Source organism: Robinsoniella peoriensis (genome assembly GCF_000797495.1).
Classification (GTDB): Bacteria; Bacillota; Clostridia; order Lachnospirales; family Lachnospiraceae; genus Robinsoniella; species Robinsoniella peoriensis.
Map to the genome: position 1 here is coordinate 1 of NZ_JTGN01000003.1, position 22,623 is coordinate 22,623.

A 22,623-nucleotide genomic window follows, 5' to 3' on the forward strand; every position below is an offset into this window, starting at 1 on the left:
GTTCAAACTACTATGTCGAAATTGAGCATGAAGATGTGGCTAAAAAAGACGGGACACGCAAGGAACACAGACCAATCCCGATTATCCAGATGGGACTCTTTACGGATTGTGACGGATTACCGCTGGCTTTTTCTCTGTTGCCGGGTAACCAGAATGAGCAGACATCACTAAACCCTCTGGAGTCTAAAATCCTACAGCAGTTCGGATGTGAAAAGTTTATTTACTGCAGTGATGCAGGTCTCGCTTCGGAAGATAACAGAGTGTTTAACCATTTGGGCCAGCGCTCCTTTATTGTTACACAATCCATCAAAAAACTTCCAGCGGAGGAGCGCAAATGGGCGTTGAACCGGAGTGGTTTTAAACACTTATCCGATGACACGCCTGTCGACTTCTCCCTGCTGGCAGATGCTGATCAACAAAGCCTCTTTTATAAAGATGAACCCTATACAACCAAAAAGCTCCATCAGAGACTGATCATAACTTACTCTCCAAAGTATGCGGCCTATCAGAAAGCAGTTCGCGCAGAACAGGTTGCAAGAGCAGAAAAAATGGTTGCCAATGGCTCTTTAAAACGGCAGCGTAAAAATCCAAATGATCCGGCAAGATTTGTAAACAAGCTGGCCGTAACCACGGAAGGGGAAAAAGCAAAAGTACACTATTTTTTAGATTTGGATAAGATTGCAGAAGAAGAAAAATATGATGGTCTCTATGCCATCTGTACCGACCTGCTGGATGATGACGTGACAGATATCCTGAACGTCAGTGAAGGCAGGTGGCAGATTGAAGACTGCTTCAGAACCATGAAAACAGATTTTGAGGCAAGACCGGTTTACCTTGCACGTGATGACCGCATAAAGGCCCATTTTCTCACATGCTTCCTTGCATTATTACATTTCAGGCTGCTGAAACGCACCTTAAAGGGTACCTATACCACAGAGCAGCTGCTTCAGGTGTTAAGGAGCATCAATTTTGCTGATATAGAAGAACAAGGCTTTATGCCTGTATATGAACGGCAGGAAATAACAGACGATCTGCACAAGGTCTGTGGTTTCCGAACAGACTATCAATTTTTAACGAAACGTAAGATGAAAGAAATTCAGAAAAAAAGTAAAAACAGATAGAACATTACTATATTTCATGTATGGGGCATAAAGTGCCACAAACCCATTATTTTCAAGGGGTTGTGGCACCTATAAATCCCTACATGTGTCAAAGATGGGATAATATCCTGGTAAATGTTACAACTGTTGAATATCAAATCAAAAAAACTGCCCCACCAAACTGATCACTCAGCCCTGCGGGACAGCCTTTACCTGTCTTATTTTGTAATTTTTACGGTCTTTGCCTGTCCTTTTCCACTAAATAACTTTGTATAAGTATTTACTTTAGACTTTGGAACAGAGATTACCGCTTTTGTTGAAATTCCTTTCCATGCATTCTTGCCAACTGAATTTAACCCTTTGGATTTAATGGTAATATTCTTCAGTCCTTTTGTACCATAGAATGCCTGGGAACCAATCTTCTTCACATTAGAACCAATGGTTACTTTCTCCAGTGTTCTCCGGTTCTTAAATGCCTTACTTCCAATTTCCGTAACCTTAAACTTCACTTTCTGAATGGTAACCGTAGAAGGAATGGTCAGTTTCTTAATGTTTTTATTTGTGGTTCCTGTCACTGACACGGTTTTCGATCCGGATGTAAGCTTTGTTATTTTATACTTCAGGGAACCGCTCTGGTATACCTTGCCTTTCTTCAGGCTTGTAACGGTGTCTGTACTTCCCTTTTGTGCAGCTTTCTGTGCTTCTTCTGCTTTTCTCTGCGCCTCTTGTGCCGCATCTCTTGCTGCTTCTACTTTCTTTTGTACTTCTTCTGCTGCTTTTTTAGCTGCTTCAGCTTTCGCCTGGGCTTCCTGAGCCGATTTCTTTGCTTCTTCTGCTGCTTTTCGCTCTTCTTCAGCTTTTTGTCTGGCTGTTTCAGCCGCCTGTTTTTCGGCTTCTGCCTGTTTCTTTGCCTCTTCTGCCGCCTGCTTTTCGGCCTCAGCCTGTTTTCTCGCTTCTTCGGCTGCCTGTTTTTCAGCCTCTGCCTGCTTTTGAGCTTCCTCTGCTGCTGCTTTCAATCGGACAATTTCTTCTTTGGTGGCTTCAGTCTTAGACTGCGCCTCCTGGGCTGCTGTTTTTGCTGCTTCTGCGGCTTTCTTCGCCTCTTTTGCTTTTTCCTGGGCTTTCACTGCTTCTGCTCTGGCAGCCTCAGCCTTCGCCAGTGCTTCTTTTGCTGCTTCTGCATCCTGATCTGCTGCATTTTGTGCTGCTTCTGCCGCAGCCTTAGCTTCTTCTGCCGCCTTCTTTGCCGCTTCTGCTGCGATTTTTTCTTCCTCAGCTTTCTGCTGTGCCGCTTCTGCCGAAGCTTTTGCTGACTCTGCATCCGCCAGCATTTTCTCCAGGATATCCAACAGCTCTTCGTTATTGCCCAATTCGTGGATAATATAAGAAGTCCCCGGCTCTGTGCTAAATTCAATTGTTTTCTCTTTGGAATTTTCTGTTTCCCCGTAAGCTGTGGATACCAGACTTCCGTCTTCCCTGGTCACAAATGCTCCGTCCCATGGAATAACAACTTTTGCATCTGTTCCCTTTTCACTTGTAATATGAATGGACGCAACCGTTCCTTCTTTCATCTCTGCAGATACCAGAAATGCTCCTTTTACGCGGATATCCTGAAATTCTGCGTCATTGCCTGTCCAGGTTGGGAATGTCTTGATAAATCCATTATCGGAATAGACCATCATATCATTCAGAGCTTCCATAACCCCTACTTTTTCCCAGCCGTGGGTGTTGTCATCAACGTAATAATTACCTGCCATTTTCTTAACTACATACTGTTTGATCTTGCTGATCAGTGTTGCAGCATCATATTGTACCCTGGCTGCATGGGTGAAGATCTTTGGCGTGTTATTTACCATATTCCAGCCGGCACTTCCGTAGGCAGCGCCGTCGTTTCCGCATACATTTACGGTATTGCGCGTTACTTCCAGTAAGTAGGGATCGGAATCAAATCCCAGCTGGTCCCCTGGTTGTATTCCTTCCAGATTAACAGTTGCAGATATCGGACGGATCTTACGGTCTTCTGAAAGTCCGAATATTTCTTTTCCCAAATAATTAGAGTTTTTCTGGGAATTCGCATTAAATCCCTGATATTCATATATGCTGACTTCCATTCCGGGCAGGTGGGTGGAAATATCCTGCCATACTCCAAACTTTTCTTGTGACGGTGCTGCTTCACTGCCGATTCCAACCAGCGTATCCAACAGGTTCTGTAAATTGCCTATGGTCACATTGGGGTTGAATTCAAAAGAGCCTTCGTGGGAACCGTCAAATAGTACATAAGTATATTCACCTGTACCGTCATATTCCGGATATTTCTCATAGTTTTTAGTATATTTTGTAGTCTGTGACTGTCCTCCTGCATCGGAGCACGGATTATCCTTTACAAATTCATCATCTACTCTGGCACCCCGTTTTTCTACCCACTGTTCATAGAAATTAGCTGTCTTTACAAGAAAATCATATGGGGAATACAAATTTCCTGATGCAGATTCCTGCTTTTTCATCAGCCATTCCTTATCCAGTGTATAGTTGTAATATGCACAAATCTGAGACGCACAGAACAGAGCATTAATCGTCTGGTTCAAATAAGAAGCATCATCCGATGATACTTTAAATGGCTTTAATCCTACAGGAAGCAGTAAAGCATCCTCAAATCCGTTTTTAAAGTCTTCCTCTCTGGTTCCATAATACCAGCTGCTGATGGATTTTAAATGTTCCGGATTGGCCGCACGTTCTATTCCGGTATCCATGTATTCAATAAACACATCAAACATTGGCTGTGAAAATTCTTTCAACCTGTTGCTGGAATATGAGCCGTAATACGGGGACTGGAAATTATAATTTAAATGGTAGTCTCCCTGCCATCCTGAATTGTCCCTGGTTGTCCAAACTCCATATAAGCCCGGTGCCTGGGAACCTTCTCTGGTACAGCAAGCAAAAATGTATTGTGAACCATAATACAGCCTGTTTAATTCCGTGTCATGAAAGTCTGCATAGGACAGCTGATAATAATCTTTCCACCAATTGAGATGTTTTTCATGCAGGTTATACACATCATCTGTACTCTTTACTTCATCCAGGAGTTCCAGTACATTCTTAACTGCCAGCCCTTCTGCACCATCCGCTGCATCGACTGCCTGATTTTCTGCACAGTCTATGGCTGTAACAACGGTTACCGTCTCTCCTGCCGGGATTTCAATGCGGATAATTCCTTCATTGTCCTGAGAAGAATATTTTAGGTTATCTGTTCCCAGTACTTTGGATGCAATGGCAAACTCGCTCATCCAATCCGCCGCCTTTACCGTCTGGCTTCCATCGCTGCTTTTCTTTATTTCATCTTCTACGTTTGATTTTCTGGTTGCCCATACTGTATCATTGCTGACTCCGGACTGGGCAATGGTCTGCGGTTTACTTAATACATTGGCATCTGTCGTTGTCTTAGCCAGGGTGTTTTTCCCCCATGGGCGGACATCTACAGTCTGTGCCTGGTCGCCCTTTGAAGTAATCTGGGTAACCATTATATTCTTATCTGCCACAAGCCAGTTTGTCATATCCACGGGAACATTTCCCATGTCCATTACGGTACGTACTTCTGCTTTTGCAATGTCCATCTCTTCCCGGAAAGGAGTAGCTTCTCTTGTCTGGGCAGCCACTGGCTCCTCCTTTTGTACCACTGCCTCTTCTGGTACAAATGCAGCTGCCTCAGCAGATACATATTCCTCTTCTGCATATTTTACAGATTCCGCCTGCCCTGCTGCCGTGGCCAGCTCCTGATATACCGGATATTCTTCTACCGGTATTACGACTTTCGGTGTCTCCTGATTGTTAAATGCATAAATCTTACCGATTCTGGCTCTCTGATCCGATGCCGGAGTCTGCTGTCCCTGGCTAACGTTTACTCTGATATAACGGGCTTCTGCAAGTTCCGGTAATTGAATCGTTACTTCGCCTGCCCGGTTATCGGTATAATTACCAATTTCATCCCAGGATTCGCCGTCCTTACTGAGCTCTACGTTAAACTGCTTAGCCCGGAATCTGCGATATCCGATATTTCCTTCCGCATCCGTATACTTGCTGTTATCCGCATTTACAGCTCCCCCTGCTGCAAGATCCTGTACCAGGGCTTCTGCTCCTGCAAATAATATTCCTACTTCATCAAAAGACTTCACCTCACCCAGATCCACTTTTGCCCATTGAGGCATTTGTGCATGAACGCTGATCCAGCCGTTATAATCGTTGATTCCGTTTTTATCCAGTTTTACAAAATTATCTGAGATCAGGGTTTCCTGAGTTGTGTAAGGATCGGAGGAGGTGGTAACAGAAGCTCCCTTGTCCGCCATTGTAAGGCTGTTTGCAAAGTCATCATCCTGATAAAGTTCAAACTGGCTGATGCGTGCTCTTGCTTCCCCGCCGTCTTCTCCGGATGCTTTTGTAATATGTAATCTCACATACTTCGCGCTTACCGGATAAAGCATCTGCCTGTCTGTGACATCTTCCTGGTTATCCACTACCTGGTCAACTGTTACCCATTTTTCACCGTCTCTGCTGATTTCCAGTTTGAAATCCCTGGTGTTATAGACAGCACCTTTTCCGGTAGTTGCATTGTTATGTTTCACATGCCAGCGGCTAAACTGGATCATTTCCGGGAAACTCAGCTGGAGATACTGCTCCTGCCCGAGCATGGATACCCAGCCTTCAAACGCTTTTTCTTTCGAATCATCTGTGTACTGGTACACACCGCCTACCGCGTTTTTCCCTTCATATCCTTCGCTCTCAGAACTAACGCTGACTTCTGCTTTATATGCCACGTTGTACTGTGCCTCTTCCGGAGCAATTACCTCTTTGTTGTCATCCGGCTCCGGTTCCACAGGTGTAAACTCTAATGGCATGGAATATAACGGATTTTCATCATTATTAAAGGCAAATACTTTAAGAATCCGCGCCCGGTCATTTGCACTTTGCTCTGATTTCCCGATATCCACCCTGAGATATCTTGCCGATATAGGCTTGCTCAGTTTATTGTCGTAAATACTTGCCTTATTTCCTGTGATATCGTCCAGTACATCCCAGTTTGTTCCGTCTACACTAACGGAAACCTTATAATTATTTGTAGTAAACTTTTGATATCCCGGAGCATTTTTATTTCCCGTTGCGTACAGATCATCCATATGTGCCTGCATTCCCATATGTAAAATCGCAATTTCATCTATAGACCGTTCCGTCCCAAGATCAATCTGTGCCCAGTGGGGCTTTACATTTGTGTTGCTGACCCATCCGCAATAGTCATTTCCGCCGTTTCCTTCCGTATACCAGTTATTATTAATCATATTATCACCGGTTCGCGCCTCATTCATAATGCTGGAAACCTTCGCCTGTGCCCCTGCATCCAAAGTGGCATAACTGGTACCGTAGTTGTCATCCATATAGATTTCAAACTGGCTGATTCTTGCTCTTGCAGTCTTGTCATCTTCTTGGGAAGCTTTTGTAATATTTAATTTTACATAGCGTGCCTGATGGTCATAAAGCAGCCTTCTGTCTGTCACATCCGCTTTATTGCCGGTCACAGAATCAACCTTTGTCCAGTTCACGCCATCCGCACTGGTCTGCAGATCAAAAGAATCTGTATTTCTGTCTGCTCCTTTCCGGGATGTATAATTATCATGCTTCACATGCCAGCGGTTAAATTTAGTGGATACCTTCAGATCCACTATCAGATACTGTTCCTGTCCGATATCAGATACCCATCCTTCTGCCTGGGTTACGCCGCCCACGGCTTTTTCAGCTTCATGCCCCTGGGTCTGGCTGCTTGCATAAGCCGGCATCTGGTATACTTTATTATAGGGATGTTCCGATCCTTTATTATCTATAATCGGCATCTGGTATTCATCATTTTTGTAATAGCCTTCCAATTGCCCGATTCTGGCAATTCCATCATCCCCTTCAGCAGTCGCTTGGGTAATATAGATCCGAAGATACCGGAAGCTCTGTGCCGGATTTAATTTTACTTCCGTACTGTCGGCTTCATTGCCAGTGATTTTTTCTACTGTAACCCAGTCTTCTTCCCCTGCATTTTCCGGCTTGATGCCATTCTTTAAAGTCTGAATCTCAAAATCCTTTGTATTGCGCCCGCTTCCCTTGCCGGACGTGTAATTGTCATGGCGCACAACCAGACGGTCCATAATCTCATTAAATCCCAGATCATATAAAATCCACTGGGGTGTACCTGTTTCTGCTGCTTCCCAGCCCGTAAAGTTTTCACCGTCTCCATTTAAATTTTTCAAATATAATCCGCCAGCAGTCAGCGCTGCCCCATGGTCCCGGGACTCAGAACTGGCTTTGACCTGGCTGCCATAAATCAGGTTATATTCATGTCCGGCTTCAGCAGGGGTTATTGTCAGCCCGCCCCCCGTTATAATCTGCGGTGTTCTTCCCACATACCCAAAATACAGTGAATTGTCTGACCAGAAATCATTGGATGATAGAAGCCAGGTTTTTTCCGTATCATTCCCATAAGAGGTGGCACCGATTTCTCCATTTCCCAAAAGTGCGGTACTAGGCATTTGCTGCGTGATAGCCTGATCATATTTTGTATTCGTCCAGACCGCTTTATCCGCAAATGTATCCATGATTCCGGAAATCTTTTCCCACTGCGCATCGCTGTTTCCACCTTCTGCCTTCGCCGTAAATGCCGGGCTGATACATGGTACCAGCATTGCCGTGCATAAAATTCCGGCCAATCCCTGCCATACTTTTCTTTTCTTCCTTCTCATAAATGAAACCCCCATTCCTTTTTTTCACAGTGAGACTAATCAAAACGCTTCCATGCAGCTGACCGTAATACCCTTTACTGTGATATTCATAAGTATAACAAATGGATTTTTCTTAGGAAATGCACATTCCTGAACAATGATGTGGAAAATCAGGAACAGTTTTTTGTTTTCTGACGCAAAAACACCGAAAAACTACGTATTTGTAATTTTTCGGTGTCAATACTTGGGGTTTAGTTGAGTAATGACGCTTTGTAAATGATAGGTAGTGTACGGAAAGATGGGCGTGGGAAACTGGTATGGACTCCGTCAGCTGGCCGCAGAACTGGTATTTTCTAACCTTTCCGAAGCGCTTTTTGGCGGCACGCGGGCATTCGCTCCGAAATCCTGATGCATTTCGCAGCTAGAGCGTGTATTAAAATTCCTTCCTGCCATCTGCACGCCCCACTTTGCGGCATATTTGCCCCGAATTCAGGTTACATAGCCCGCTATGCGCCCTTCATCCGGGACAAATCTCCCACAAATTGTGACGCACAGCTGACAGAAATGAATATTAATACACGCTCACTGCCCGCTTAGTATCCGCTGGGAGCCAGTCGAATACTATCCGCCAAAAAACACTCCGCAAAGGTAAGTAAATACTCAGCTCTGCTCTACGCTTCCTCCGCCCACACCAGTTTCCCACCCCCATCTTTCCGAGATTCAGTTTACTTCCACAAAGCTGGTTTTCTCAGCAGGTAGGAACCCCTGGGGCTAAAACTGTCTATTCTTTATTGGATGGAACGCAGTATATTTTTGGCTGTTTATGCATAAGAGAATAAAAGAAGATGAAAGTCCACTTCTTTTTCTGATCACAGAAAGAAAAACAAATCCCGTTCTCAAGATCAGTTGCTTGACATCATTAGCTTTACACCAATAGCGTCCAGCTTGCCACAACCCCAGGGTCCCACCACGCTGAGAAAACCAGCTTTGTATCAACGAATGCTATCTCGGAAAGAGAAGGGGGCGGACCAGGACATTGGTTTGGAAGGCGTATAGCAGAGCTGAGCATTTACTTACCTTCCCGGAGTGCTTTTTGGCGGATACAATTCGACTGGCTCCCATCGGATTGTAAGCGGGCAGTGAGCTGCGAAATGCATCAGGATTTCGGAGCGAATGCCCGCGTGCCGCCAAAAAGTGCTCCGGGAAGGTTAGAAAATGCCAGTTCTGCGGTAAGCCTTCCAAACCAATGTCCTGGTCCGCCCCCTTCTCTTTCCGTACACTACCTCCATCTACAAAGCGTCCCTTCCTCAGCTAAACCCCAATATAATGCATTTAATAGAACATTACAAAACGTTCCCTGTAGTACTAAGCCATCAACTTCCCAATCTCTCCGCTTACATCTTCATATCTTCGTTCCTCTGCATTCAGGTTATTTATTTCGCCTGTGATTTTCTGATCCTTAAATACCAGGATGCGTCTGGCAAGGGTAATCATCTCAGGCATATCGGAAGAAATCAATATAATAGATTTTCCCTCATCCTTTGCAAGGCTCCAGATTAAATCATGGATATACTTTTTGGCTCCCACATCGACACCTACCGTAGGTTCGTCTATGATCAGCACATCACAATCTGCTGCCAGCCATTTCCCGATACTGACCTTTTGCTGGTTTCCGCCGGAGAGACTTCCTACCCTGGTTTCTGCTGTAGGCGTTTTGATTTTCATTTTGTCGATCATGTAACGGATTGTTTTTTCTTCTTCCTTTATATTGATCTTCTTGAATTTATTGCGGATGCGGGACCAGATTGTTATGGTTGTATTGGTCCCAACCGAAAAATCCAGAATCAAGCCTTCCTCTTTTCTGTTTTCCGATACATATCCGATGCCATACCGCTCCAGGCTGTCCTGTACGGAATTTATGGCTGCTTTTTTTCCTTTTACGTAAACTTCACCCTGATCCATTTTATCCGCACCGATCAAAAGCCGCACCAATTCTGTTCTTCCTGAGCCTACAAGCCCGTAAAAACCCAGTATCTCACCACGCTTTAACTGGAATCCAACTTGGTCGAACTGCCCATATGTGGTGATATTTTTTGCTTCCAGCACCACGTCTTCTTTCACATCCAGAAATCCCAGATGTTCATTTGACTCTTCCCGTCCAATCATCATTTTGACAATGTCCTGACGGGTAATTCCCACACAGCTTTTTGTCCCCACATATTTTCCGTCTCTCAGTACGGAGACTTTATCACAGAGTGCAATTACCTCTTCCAGCTTGTGAGATACAAATATGACTGCCACATTCTGTTCCTTTAAGCGCTTTACAATCTTAATCAGATTGTTGCTCTCATAGGTAGTCAATGATGATGTAGGTTCATCCAGAAGTATGTATTTTGCATTTGAGGACAAAGCTTTCGCTATTTGTATCAGCTGTTTTTGTGCAGCCGTCAGGTGTTCTATCTTCTGGGTAGGGCTGATGTCCAGACCCACAATGCGCAGATACTTGACCGCGGTCTCATTAATCCTTTTCCAGTCCACCACAAGCCCTTTTTTAAACTGGTCAATCCGGTCTAAAATAATGTTCTCAGCGACTGTTGACTCCGGAATCACCTGAATCTCCTGGCTTACCATATTGATATCATGGGCAACTGCATCCCTGAAATTCTTGATATCTGCCTTTTCTCCATCCAGATACACCTCTCCCATATCAGGATGGTAAATACCTGTTATAATTTTCATGAGGGTTGATTTTCCAGCTCCATTTTCACCCATTAGAGCGTGTATTTCGCCTTTGCGAAAACTCAGGGAAACATCATCCAGCGCTTTTACCCCCGGGAAGATTTTACTTATATTTTTTAATTCCAGCATACGAACCTCCACTAGGTGCCTCCTGGGGTAAATACTCCGGGAGGCACAATATTCTATTTCGTCAGATACTCGGTTGTAAGTTTTCCCAAGATATCCTGGGTTACCTGATCCAGCTCTGCTTCATAGGTAGTCTGATTATCTTTCGTAACAATAACATTTCCGGCATTGATAAAATACTGGCCATCCTTTACTTTATATCCTTCTCCCATATATTTTAAAATCATACAGGAAATGTAACCGTGACCTGCTGTATTCTGCGCAATTGTTGCATCTACAATACCATTCTCAATCCCTTTCATAACACCGGAGTCCGTATCAATGGCAACCGTATAGATATGCTTGTCATCTCCCTGTTTTTCGTAATAATCAGATAAAGTCTGTGTCATACCTACACTTGTAACCAGTCCGGTACAGACAATTCCATCAATCTTTCCAACGTTTGCAGAAAGTGCACTTTCAATTTTGCTGACTGCCTCTTCCTGGGTTTTAATTCCGGCTATTTCCTGTATGATCGTAACATCCGGATACTTAGCTACTGCTTCTTCCACACCTTCTTTACGAAGTGCAGTATTGGGATCTTCCAGTACTTCCAGTACATTTAAGATATTACCTTTTTCTCCCATCATCTTTATTACAGCTTCTGTTGCATCATATGCCGCCTGTTTTACATCGGTAGCTACTGCAAAGGAAGCAGTGGTAGGTTTTGCCGTATCGGTACCAAAATTAATGACATTAACCCCCATCTTTTTCGTAATTTCTTCATACAGGCCGTTAGCTCCGGACGCGTCACAGGGATAGATGGACAGTGCATTTACTCCCTGGGCAATTAAAGCTTCCACTTTTTCATTTTCACTTGCCTGGGTCCAGTCTGGACCGATCTGGATTACGACTTCCACACCCTGGTCTTCCTGAAATTTCTCAACGCCTTTTTTAACTTCGTCGAAATAAGGATGGGGCGCCGGAGCATACCATGCAATCTTTGTTGCCGAATCGGAATCCGATTTTTCTTCCCCTGCTGGTTCTTTAGCCTCCGCATCTGTCGTCTGACCTGATTTCGTCTCTTCTGTAGGTGCTTTTGGACTTCCACATGCACATAATCCCGTTACTAATACTGCACATAATAAAGTTGCCATCATTTTCTTCATATTATTTATTCTCCTTTTCTTAGGAGCTTTATAGCTCCTGCTTTCTATGTAATACAACCTGCTTCACTGCTCCTGAAATACCCCTATGCCTGCTGCTTCTTTTTCAACTCCTGCTTCAGCTTCCTGCTGTTCATGATAGATTTAATGCTGTCTAAGGAAACCGCCAGCAAAAGAATTAATCCCAGATACGCTTGTTCGTAATAAATATTAGCATTTAACATAACAAGTCCGTTCTTTACCATAACAATCAGAAATCCTGCAAAGAATACTCCTATTGGATTAAATACACCGCCCTTTAACGCCGTTCCGCCAATTACTGCCACCGCAAAGGATATAACCATCCAGTCTACACCTGTAGACGGCTGTGCAGATCCGGTTCTGGATATCCATAGCAGCCCTGCTATTGCTGCAAATAATCCGGAACCCACATTTGCCAGAATAATCATTTTATTGGTATTGACACCGGACATTCTTGCTGCTTCCACGTTGCCTCCCGTAGATAAAATGCGCCGTCCGGTCACCGTATATTTAAAGAAATATCCCAGTATCAGCAAAGCAATCGCTGCCATCCAGAGAAGAAACGGAATTCCAAGAAACCCTTCCCTTCCCAGGAATGTAAAGCTTTCCGGTATCTCATTATACGGATAACCCTGGGATATACCGTTGATTAATCCGGTAAATATAAAGGAAGTAGCCAGGGTAACTACAAATGAGTTTAATTTTAAAGTTGTAATAATCACTCCGTTTATACAGCCTGCTGCTACGCCTACTGCCAGGCCGGCCAATACCGCTGCCACCGGCGGAAGCCCCAACACCTGCATACTATAACCGGCAGCGACAACTGTCATACCCCCGATATATCCAAGCGATAAATTCATACCGCCTACAATGACTACCAATGCCTGCCCAATTGCAATGAATATATAAATTGCAGCCGTTCTTCCCATATTGAATAAATTATAAGCGGTAAAAAAGCTGTCTGAAAATGCTGTAAAAATAATTCCCAGAGCCAGTACTGCAGCAATTACCGTTACCTCACTTCTTGCAAACAATTTTTTCAGCTGGCTTTTGTTGACTTTATTGCCCTTTTCCATTTCTTAATACTCCTTTCATGCCATTACATGCTATCTTTAACTATCGCAAACTGTCACTTAACCTATCTGGCATCAGCCACTGCCCGATACATTGCCAGCAAATTCTCCGGCGGTACATCCGGCATAATATTGTGTTCCTGATTGAACACAAATCCTCCGTCCTGATAGAAGATATCAATCATCCTCCTGGTGTAGTCATATACTTCCCCGGGAGTGGATCTGTTAAGCACAGACCGGGTATTGCATCCACCGCCCCAAAAGGTAATGTCTCTGCCAAATTCTCTTTTTAATACCTGCGGATCCATCTGGTACGCAGTGGTCTGAACCGGATTAATCACATCATATCCCGCATCGATGAGATCTCCCATTATCGGGTAAATAGAACCACAGGAGTGTAAAAATGTCTTCATGCTGCTGTGCTTGTGGACATATTCATTTAACTTCTTATGATAAGGCTTAAAGAGGGTCTGATATTTCTCCTGAGACATAAACATTCCGGTATCCATTCCCAGGTCATCTCCAAATCTGAGAATATCCACAATATCTCCCACCGACTCACATACCTTTTCCAGGGTGGCCAAATGGCGCTCCATCAGCTCTCCTACCAATATCTCTACATTTTCCGGATCTGCATAAGTGTCCATAAGAAAATTATCCATTCTTCTTAAGAAGGTTCCCCATTCAAAAAGGTTGCATCCGCAGGTTATCATAAGTGCCCGGTCTGTCGTCGCCCTCATTTTGAGTGTGCGCTCCCGAAGCTGTTTATAAAAATCCGGCTCTGCGGCATGATCCCAGGGGCTATGTACCAGCGCGCTCCACAGTACTTTTCCCATTTGATGGTCCAGGTCACGATAGTCATCCGGGTAATCGTCACAATATGGGAAATATGTCTGATCAAAAAACGTTGCTCCTACCGGCATTTTAGCAATGGTGGTTCCTTCCTTGTCAATTACCAGATAATCTCCGTTCTCCTGTTTCTGTGGATGGAACCATTTGGGATACTGCCCAACAGATCCATCTGCTAAAGTAATGTCGTACCAGTCGCTGTCTTTTTCATTAAATGCCCTTCCAATATCAACTACATCTACTCCGAACATATCCATAATATTATCTTCCGGCTGTACAACCTGCTGTACTACATCAAAGATTCTCGTATGCCCTCCCGTCAGGTTCAAATGCCTCTTTAACTTGTTATAAGCAATTGCCGATATACCCGAGCTGGGTGTTCCCCCTAAATCCAGAGGAACATAATCCGGCTGCTTGTGTAAGATTGATGTTAATATCCGTTCTCTTGATGTCATATTAATCTCCTTTTCTCTAAACGTTTAGATTTTAATCTAAATGATAAACCTCATTCATTTCAGCCCACCATTCACCTTCTGCAGCCGATTCCACCGGCTCCTGACATGGATCACATAGCCCCCACCACTCCTGTGTTTTGGGATCATCTGCCATCTTCTTCATATCCGCTTCGTAGTCGTTTCCCGTATATTCATAGTAGCTGAATAAATAGCCATCCCGGTAATATATGGAATAATTGCTGATATTGCATTCTTTGATCTTTGCATTGATCTCCGGCCAAGGCTGTGCATGCAAAGCTTTATAAGTTTCTAAAAATTCTTCTTTAACCTTGATTACCTGCCCGTATCTTCTCATATGAATTTTCCTCCATTTCTAATTTTCCAAAGCATAATCCAGCGCCTGTTCAATTATTACTTTTTCACATTTTCGTTTCGATTTTAGTATCACTCTGGTATATCTCGTTCACGCTTTCGTCATATTGTACAATCTACAAGTAATTTTACATCTCTTTTTCGTTTTTTTATTGTTCATCTGATATTTACATTATATATTCTTAATCATTATTTACAATAGGTTTTCTAAAATATAAATCTAAACGTTTAGATATATTGACTGTTTTATGATTTCATGATAACTTCTTATTAACCGGTACTGCAAAATGTTAAATCCAGTACCAGATTCTCTTTAAGATAAGGGGGTATGCCATACATGGCAACTTTAAATGATGTTGCTAGAGATGCCGGTGTATCTATTGCAACAGTTTCCTGTTGTCTCAGCGGAAAACGCCAGGTGAAGCCGGAAACAAAAATGAAAGTTATGGATTCCATAGAAAAACTGAAATATATACCCAACGCCTCGGCCAGAAACTTGAAATTATCTGCTACCAACCGCATTGGCGTTGTACTCACTGATATTGACAACCACTATCATGCAGAAATATTTAAAGGAATTTCATCTTATCTGCAGAATAAAGACTATACGATCAGTGTGGCATTTTCTAATAATTCACCGGATATTGAATGCGAGAAAATCGAAGATTTTGTGAGTCAGAACGTATCAGGGCTTTTAATTATAACCTGCCAGCCGCAGAACACAGAATTTTTTCAAAACAGGATTAAGAATTTTAATATTCCGGCTGTCTTTATTGAACGGAGGCCCCACAATGTAGATGTCAGTTTTGCCGGTTTTGACAACTACCGCACTACCTGTTTTATTACTGAAAAACTATTATCCAAAGGTTACCGAAACATTGCACTAATTACCGGAGCTTCTCACTTTTCTTCAGAAAAAGACTGTATATGCGGATACCAGACAGCATTTCAAAATTATGGGTTGAAATTCGATGATACGCTGGTCTGCAATACTAATATGACAAAAGAAGATGCATTTAAATCCACTATGCATCGTCTCAGCGGCAAACCGGTTGAAGCAGTCATCACCTCTTCCGAGAACATCGCTTATGGCGTGCTGGAAGCATTCCAGATCCAGGGACGCAACGTTCCCCGTGATATCCAGGTTATCACACTTGGCGAGGAAAGCTGGAACAGTTCTGCCAAACTGCCGGGGACCATTTATACTTCCAGAACAGCTTTTACTCTGGGTACGGAGGCATCCCGCCTATTGGCAAAAAATATTGAATCCCCTATGTTTTTCGAAGAAAAATTACTGAATTTTACCGACAACATAACAGACTCCTCCCTGGACTTTCCAAAACCTCCATCCTTACCTCTGCCATCTGCCGTGCCTCTGAAAAAGGCCCCGGTACTACGTGCTCTAATGGTAGACCTGGACACTTCCCATTCTACGAAACTCCTGACCAGTTCATTTACCAGGGAATCCGGAATTTCGGTAGAATTCGATTTTGTTCCGCAAAATAACCTTTTGAATAAAATCATCGAAGATATTGACCGATCCCGCAATTATTATGATATCTATATGTATGATGTGCCCTGGCTGGAGTATATGGTACAAAACTCACTGGTGTCGGAAATCACCGATTTCATTGCCAATGGAAGCTTTAACCCGCTTTTACTCTTTGATGAAAACATGGACAACTGCTGTTATGAAAACCGCTACTATGGTATTCCCATTATAGGCGGATCCCAGATCATGTTTTACCGCAAGGACCTCTTTGAAAAGCGGGACCTGATTAAGTCATTTAAAAATAAATATAAGATCTCCCTTCGTCCGCCCAAGACCTGGACGGAATTTAACGGAATAGCCAATTTTTTCACACGTTCCTGTAACCCTGATTCACCCACCATTTATGGTACTTCCTTTGCCGGAAGCATGGATGAAGAACTGGCACCGGAAATTCTGATACGCCTCTGGTCTTTTGGCGGAAAGTTATGGGATAAATACAACCGGGTATGCATGAATACTCCCGAAAATATAAAAGCATTCCGCCATATATTAGAGACATTACACTATGTAGAGCAGTCCCCTTTTGAGACATCCATACAAAAAACTGTCTCAGATTTTTACTCCGGGAAAACCGCAATTCTTCTTACATATACAGAATACGCAGCACAAATCAGCAACAGTATTCATGAAAATATCATAGGACGGGTAGGATATGAACCCATTCCCGGCAAAACTCCGGTGAGCATCGGCTGGAATTTCGGCCTGAATCCGTTCACTACAAAGTCAGAAGAGATATTCCAATATTTTAACTGGCTCTGCCAGCCAGATACAAGCAGCTACATGACAATTCTGGATGGACAGTCACCGGTTATCGCACCTTACCACAGCCATGAACTTATGAAATTGTATCCCTGGATGGAATTAACCGAAAAAAGTTTTGCCTATTGCCGCAAAAGAAACGGACCTTACCGAAGCAGGTCCCTGATAATCCCCCAGAACAAGATCGAATCAATTCTCTGCGGGGTGCTGAGAAATATATTAGAAAAGGGCTATACCATAGAAGACGCACTGATCCAGGGTCAGACAAAGCTGGAAGCCCTTTTCCGTTCCTATGGGTATCCGAAACCGCTTCACTTTATTAAATAGATATTGGGGTTTTACTTACAAAAGATGCTTTGTAAATGAGAATTGTGCCGGGTAAGATAGGAAATGAAGGATCCTATAGATGTAAAATTCGCCAGAGCGTGTTTAAAATTGCTTTCTGACACGCTCTGGCAGTACCGGCACCAAATAGTCCCCCACTCCCGCCAGTTACTTAACTGAGAACCCGTAATTTCTGCAATGCATCCTTTTCCAATATACATTCAGAATGTTCACACAGCAGTGCCTTTTGTCCTCTGGTGACAGATTCCACATCTGCAAATTCAGCCAGATTAATGGTACACCATGCCATCTGTTCTCCCTCGTCCTTATTGGGTTCTACAAACAGAAGGTACTCTCCTTCAAATTTGTATAGTGCATTTTCCAATGGAATCTCCGTATTGATAAGCCTTGATACCCGAATTACATCATCCAGTTGTGCAAATTCATAAAGCAGATGTAATTCTTCTTCTGATCCCAGTGTATGTTCAACCGATTTTTCCTTTGACTGGTTTTCTTCTGTTTTTGGCAGCTGTTCTTTTCTTGTAATGGAAAATGTGATTCCGCTTGCCGATAATTCCTGAAGCTGACAATGAAGGAGATAACCTTCCACCTGGAACATTAAATCTTTTTCAGCTTTCCTCATTGCTTCCTGGAATAGTGTGCGTGCTTTTTGCGTCCCATATAAAAAATCGTTGACATTGAGTTTATATTCGATAAAGTCCTCTCTATTCAGTGACCACAGAAGCCTTGAATCATTCACTTTTTCTATTTTCATGGTTATTTCCCCCTTTCCAGACCATGTAAATTCAAAATGGTATTATTATATTTGTTATACTGTAACTATAACAAATTATTATGTAAACAGCAATAGGCAGATGCAAATTTATAGAAATTTAATCTATTTGTAAAAAAATGCTGTATTTACCAATTAAATAACTGGCAAATACAGCATTTTCCATTTTAATATCCTTCCTGCCTTCTGGTTTTCCGTAGCTGGTACCTCTTCTCTCCGCCTTCCCATTCAGCCCGGGCAGCTTCCGTTTCCAGTGCCAATCCCGGTATCCGTACAGGATTCCCCTCCTTGTCAATTGCCACCATAACCACATATGCCCGGTTGATCACTTTTCTGGTTCCGTTAAGCTCTTCTACATAGGTATCCACTCTCACTTCCATAGAAGTCCTTCCCACATAAGTAATCTTTCCGATAAGTACAACGGTCTGGTTCAGGTATGCAGCCGATTTAAACTGTAAATTATCAATTGCCGCTGTGGTAACTTCTGTCTGTGCATGCCGTTTTGCCACAATACCGGCAATCTCATCTATCCATTGCATCAGCATCCCTCCGAACAGCCTGCCATATCCGTTAATATGTCCCGGCATCAGCAGATAGGAATTTTCTGTCCTGGATTCTTCTGCTTTCTTAACCTGTGTCTGCTCCTTAATCATTATTTCCTCCATCCTGTATATTTCAATCTTGAATATTTCAATCTTGAATCCTTCATTCTTGAATCTTCCAATCTTGAATCCTTCATTCTTGAATCTTTCAATCAAAACCGGCAAAAGCAGATCTTTCAAATAATCCGCCTGTCTGTTCTCTGCAGTTCATTATATTACGCGACATGTCAGTTGTCAAAAAATTACGGTCTGTTTCCTCTTATTTTATCATTGACAACCCTATTTTTTTCATATACTATATACTTTGATAATCAAATCTTTTGAATATATAACAAAAGGAGATTCCCATGAACGATTTTGTAATCACTACTGATTCCAATTCCGACATTCCTTCGGAATACATAGAAAAATATAATTTAACCATTATTCCTCAATATTATGCTTTCGGGGACGAGGTATTTGGGGATGAGAAGCATCTATCTCCATCTGAATTTTATAAAAAGATGAGGGAAGGTGCACTACCCACTTCCATGGCTAACAATCCCGCAGTGATACGCCAGCACTTTGAATCCCTGCTGGAACAAGGTCTGGATATTCTGCATATTGCATTTTCCTCAAACCTGAGCGGTAGTTATAATAATGTGGCAGTTGCCGCTGGTGAACTTATGGAAGAATATCCCGGTTCCCGGATTCAGGTAATTGACTCCTTAACGGTATCTCTTGGAGAAACACTGCTTCTCCTTCGTGCGCTGGATCTAAAGGCTGATGGTAAATCCATAGATGACATAACCGCTGTTCTGGAAGAAGAAAAACTTCACGGCAATGTACAGTTTACCGTAGATGACCTGCACCATCTGCAGCGTGGAGGAAGAGTATCCAAAGTTGCTGCCGTATTCGGCAGTATGATTAATATTAAGCCTATACTGTATGTGAATCCGGAAGGAAAACTCGTGCCGCTGGCAACGGTTCGCGGACGTAAAAAATCTCTTTCAGCCTTAGTGGAAAATATGAAAGAAACCCTGGAAGAAAACTATGACAAGAGCCGTCCGGTGGGAATCATCCATGGCGACTGCATACAGGATGCTGAATTTGCCGCTTCACAGATACGGGAAAAACTGGAATTTGAAAATATTATAATTAATGACGTCAGTCCCAGTATCGGTACACATGCCGGTCCGGGTGCACTTGGTTTGTGCTATTATGGAAAGGTACGCTCATAATTTTTTGTTGACTTCCCAGACCACCTATGCTATATTGAAGTCGTATGGAAAAACAGATTTATCAGGTCTTCCCATGCAAATATTTTTGACCACTTTCACTTTGGAAAGTTTAGGCCATGCGGACAGCCGGGTCAACTGCCGATTGGCAACATTTGTTGCCTTATTGATTGAGTTAAAAGCTCAAATTTTATAAGTTGGTTACTTCATAACCAGTGTGCATTCTGGCACATCAAACTTGTGAAACGGTCAATAAGAGTAGTAAAAGTAAAATATTTGCTATATAGACTCTGATCCCTATATCTGTTTTTGAATCGGAATACTTAAGATGAATCTACATACCTTTATTGGGGGGCTCATCTTTTTGATATATGCAAATTCAAATTCAGAATAATATAACGCAAGTGATGGACAGTTTGTACCGGCGCTTGCGTTATTTTTTTGCCTGTCAGACAGGGAAATAAAGGCCGGAGCGCGTTTATAAAATACCTTTTGGTGGATAAAGGAGGTACGAATATGGAAAATAAGTTAAAGCTCTACGGCTTTAATAATCTGACGAAAGCCTTGAGCTTTAATATTTATGATGTCTGTTATGCCAAGACTCCCAGAGAACAGAAGGATTATATTGCTTATATTGATGAACAGTACAATTCAGAAAGGCTGCGGGCCATCCTGACGCATCTGGTTGATATGATCGGCGGCACGATCCTGAATATTTCCAGCCAGGATTATGAACCGCAGGGTGCTTCCGTCACAATCCTCATTGCAGAGGATCACATGGTTCCTGCCGGAGGCGATACCGTTGTGGCACATCTGGATAAAAGCCACGTGACGGTACATACCTATCCGGAATATCATCCGGATACCTGCCTCGCCACATTCCGTGTAGATATTGATGTGGCTACCTGCGGTGAGATTACACCCCTCTCCACCCTGGATTACCTGATCAGTTCCTTTGATTCAGATATTATCACGATGGACTACCGGGTACGGGGTTTCACCAGGGATGTATATGGTAACAAATTATTTATGGACCACTATATGACATCGATTCAGAATTATATAAAAGAAGAAACACTCCGCAAATATGATGCTGTTGATATTAACGTTTACGATGCCAATCTGTTCCATACCAAAATGCTGATAAAGGAAATCGATCTGCAAAATTATCTCTTTAATGCAGATGTTTATGAACTTCCACCCAGAGCCAGGCTTGAAATTATGGGAAGCCTGCGCAGGGAAATGATTGAAATTTTCAGCGGAAGAAATATATATTAGGAGGCAAGTTATGGGAAATCATGCTCAATCCCATGCCCCGATCTATGAGGCACTGGAACGTTTTAAACGAATGCGGGTCGTCCCTTTCGATGTCCCCGGACATAAAAGAGGACGTGGAAACCCTGAACTTGTGGAATTATTAGGCGAAGGTTGTGTCAGTATCGACGTAAATTCCATGAAGCCGCTGGATAATCTCTGCCACCCCATATCGGTTATTAAAGAAGCGGAGGAACTTGCTGCAGAAGCATTTGGCGCTGCAAACGCTTTCTTAATGGTTGGCGGTACGACATCTGCTGTTCAGAGCATGGTGCTCACTGCCTGCAAACGCGGGGATAAGATTATCCTTCCACGTAATGTACACCGAAGCGTCATTAATGCGCTGGTACTCTGCGGTGCAAAACCGGTATATGTCAATCCGGATATGGATCACAAGCTTGGCATTGCTCTTGGAATGAAAGTTTCACAGGTAGAACAGGCGATAGCCGAGCACCCCGATGCCGTCGCTATCTTAGTCAACAACCCAACCTACTACGGCATATGCTCCAACTTAAAAGCCATTGTGGATCTCGCCCACCGGCATAACATGCTGGCTCTGGCTGATGAAGCTCATGGGACCCATTTTTACTTCGGTGAGGATATGCCAATATCCGCCATGGCAGCCGGAGCTGATATGGCTTCCGTCAGTATGCATAAATCCGGAGGCAGCTTAACACAGAGTTCTTTTTTACTCACGGGGCCAAATGTAAGCGAGGGCTATACCCGGCAGATCATCAATCTGACCCAGACCACCAGCGGGTCTTACCTGCTTCTCTCCAGCCTTGATATTTCCAGACGTAATCTGGCACTTCGCGGCAGGGAAGAATTTGCAAAGGTACGCGCTCTTGCACAATATGCCCGCAGTGAAATCAATGCCATCGGAGGCTATTACGCCTATTGCCGTGAGATTATCAATGATAACAGTATTTATGACTTTGATGTGACAAAACTTTCTGTTCACACTCTGGATATCGGGCTTGCAGGAATAGAAGTTTATGATATTCTCAGGGACGAATACGATATTCAGATTGAGTTTGGCGATATCGGCAATATTCTGGCATACATTTCTATCGGAGACCGCAGGCAGGATATTGAGCGCCTTGTGAGTGCTTTAGCCGAAATAAAGCGCCGTTACCAGAAGGATAAAGCCGGCATGCTGACCCAGGAATATATAGACCCCCAGGTGGTAGTTACTCCCCAGGAAGCATTTTATGCGGAAAAAGAATCTCTTCCTATCCGTGAAACAGCCGGAAGGGTTTGCAGTGAATTTGTCATGTGCTATCCTCCGGGCATCCCGATTCTGGCTCCCGGGGAAAAAATCACCCAGGGAATTCTGGAATACATTGAATACGCAAAAATGAAAGGCTGCTCCATGACAGGTCCTGAAGATCCTGACATCGGACACCTGAATGTCTTAAAAGGAGTGTGATTAT

General features: G+C 43.3%; 15 protein-coding genes. 7 read left to right on the forward strand and 8 right to left on the reverse strand.

Annotated elements, in window-relative coordinates:
* On the forward strand, window positions 1-1,121 hold a 1,121-nt coding region (locus QR40_RS06625), incomplete at its 5' end, for an IS1634 family transposase (protein ID WP_044294042.1).
* Between the two features lie 197 nt (window positions 1,122-1,318).
* On the opposite strand, the gene QR40_RS06630 is transcribed toward QR40_RS06625, so the two are convergent.
* Window positions 1,319-7,870 carry a discoidin domain-containing protein gene (locus QR40_RS06630; RefSeq protein ID WP_044294044.1) on the reverse strand — a complete coding sequence of 2,184 codons (6,552 nt, stop codon included), beginning with the start codon at window positions 7,868-7,870 and terminating at the stop codon, window positions 1,319-1,321.
* A 265-nt stretch (window positions 7,871-8,135) separates the two neighbouring features.
* Here QR40_RS06630 and QR40_RS32460 point away from each other — a divergent pair, with 265 nt between their 5' ends.
* Window positions 8,136-8,258, forward strand: coding sequence for a hypothetical protein (locus QR40_RS32460; protein WP_276325419.1), 123 nt, complete (start codon window positions 8,136-8,138; stop codon window positions 8,256-8,258).
* Window positions 8,258-8,446, forward strand: a complete 189-nt coding sequence (locus tag QR40_RS33030) for a DUF6783 domain-containing protein (protein WP_081998811.1) — start codon at window positions 8,258-8,260, stop codon at window positions 8,444-8,446. Before QR40_RS32460 ends, QR40_RS33030 begins: the two co-directional genes overlap by 1 nt.
* Window positions 8,447-9,214: 768 nt before the next feature.
* Here the strand turns inward: QR40_RS33030 and QR40_RS06635 are convergent.
* The 5 genes from QR40_RS06635 to QR40_RS06655 form a co-directional block, all read right to left on the reverse strand.
* Window positions 9,215-10,717, reverse strand: coding sequence for a sugar ABC transporter ATP-binding protein (locus QR40_RS06635; protein ID WP_044294046.1), 1,503 nt, complete (start codon window positions 10,715-10,717; stop codon window positions 9,215-9,217).
* A 53-nt stretch (window positions 10,718-10,770) separates the two neighbouring features.
* The gene (locus QR40_RS06640; RefSeq protein ID WP_044294048.1) at window positions 10,771-11,862 is read right to left on the reverse strand and encodes a sugar ABC transporter substrate-binding protein; all 1,092 of its coding nucleotides are present in this window, start codon (window positions 11,860-11,862) and stop codon (window positions 10,771-10,773) included.
* An 83-nt stretch (window positions 11,863-11,945) separates the two neighbouring features.
* The gene (locus tag QR40_RS06645) at window positions 11,946-12,956 is read right to left on the reverse strand and encodes an ABC transporter permease (protein ID WP_044289256.1); all 1,011 of its coding nucleotides are present in this window, start codon (window positions 12,954-12,956) and stop codon (window positions 11,946-11,948) included.
* A 62-nt stretch (window positions 12,957-13,018) separates the two neighbouring features.
* Entirely contained in the window at window positions 13,019-14,257 is a 1,239-nt protein-coding gene (locus QR40_RS06650; protein WP_044294050.1) for a uroporphyrinogen decarboxylase family protein, read from the reverse strand.
* Between the two features lie 31 nt (window positions 14,258-14,288).
* On the reverse strand, window positions 14,289-14,612 hold the full coding sequence (locus QR40_RS06655; RefSeq protein WP_027293344.1) for an L-rhamnose mutarotase: 324 nt from the start codon (window positions 14,610-14,612) through the stop codon (window positions 14,289-14,291).
* A 354-nt stretch (window positions 14,613-14,966) separates the two neighbouring features.
* On the opposite strand from QR40_RS06655, the gene QR40_RS06660 reads away from it, so the two are divergent.
* The gene (locus tag QR40_RS06660; RefSeq protein ID WP_027293343.1) at window positions 14,967-17,267 is read left to right on the forward strand and encodes an extracellular solute-binding protein; all 2,301 of its coding nucleotides are present in this window, start codon (window positions 14,967-14,969) and stop codon (window positions 17,265-17,267) included.
* A gap of 169 nt (window positions 17,268-17,436) precedes the next feature.
* Here QR40_RS06660 and QR40_RS06665 read toward each other — a convergent pair whose 3' ends face one another.
* Together QR40_RS06665 and QR40_RS06670 are read right to left on the reverse strand one after the other, a co-directional pair.
* A complete protein-coding gene (locus tag QR40_RS06665; RefSeq protein ID WP_027293342.1) occupies window positions 17,437-18,039 on the reverse strand; it encodes an adaptor protein MecA in 603 nt (200 codons plus the stop codon).
* A 185-nt stretch (window positions 18,040-18,224) separates the two neighbouring features.
* Complete coding sequence (locus tag QR40_RS06670; RefSeq protein ID WP_044294390.1) at window positions 18,225-18,710, reverse strand: acyl-CoA thioesterase; 486 nt, start codon at window positions 18,708-18,710, stop codon at window positions 18,225-18,227.
* Between the two features lie 296 nt (window positions 18,711-19,006).
* Here QR40_RS06670 and QR40_RS06675 point away from each other — a divergent pair, with 296 nt between their 5' ends.
* The 3 genes from QR40_RS06675 to QR40_RS06685 all read left to right on the forward strand — a co-directional run bounded on the left by QR40_RS06675 (window position 19,007) and on the right by QR40_RS06685 (window position 22,619).
* Entirely contained in the window at window positions 19,007-19,879 is an 873-nt protein-coding gene (locus QR40_RS06675) for a DegV family protein (protein WP_044294053.1), read from the forward strand.
* Window positions 19,880-20,392: 513 nt separating this feature from the next.
* Window positions 20,393-21,154 (forward strand): adenosylmethionine decarboxylase, encoded by a 762-nt coding sequence (gene speD, locus QR40_RS06680; protein WP_027293339.1) that lies wholly within the window; start codon window positions 20,393-20,395, stop codon window positions 21,152-21,154.
* A 10-nt stretch (window positions 21,155-21,164) separates the two neighbouring features.
* Entirely contained in the window at window positions 21,165-22,619 is a 1,455-nt protein-coding gene (locus QR40_RS06685) for an aminotransferase class I/II-fold pyridoxal phosphate-dependent enzyme (protein WP_044294055.1), read from the forward strand.
* The last annotated feature ends 4 nt before the right edge of the window (window positions 22,620-22,623 follow it).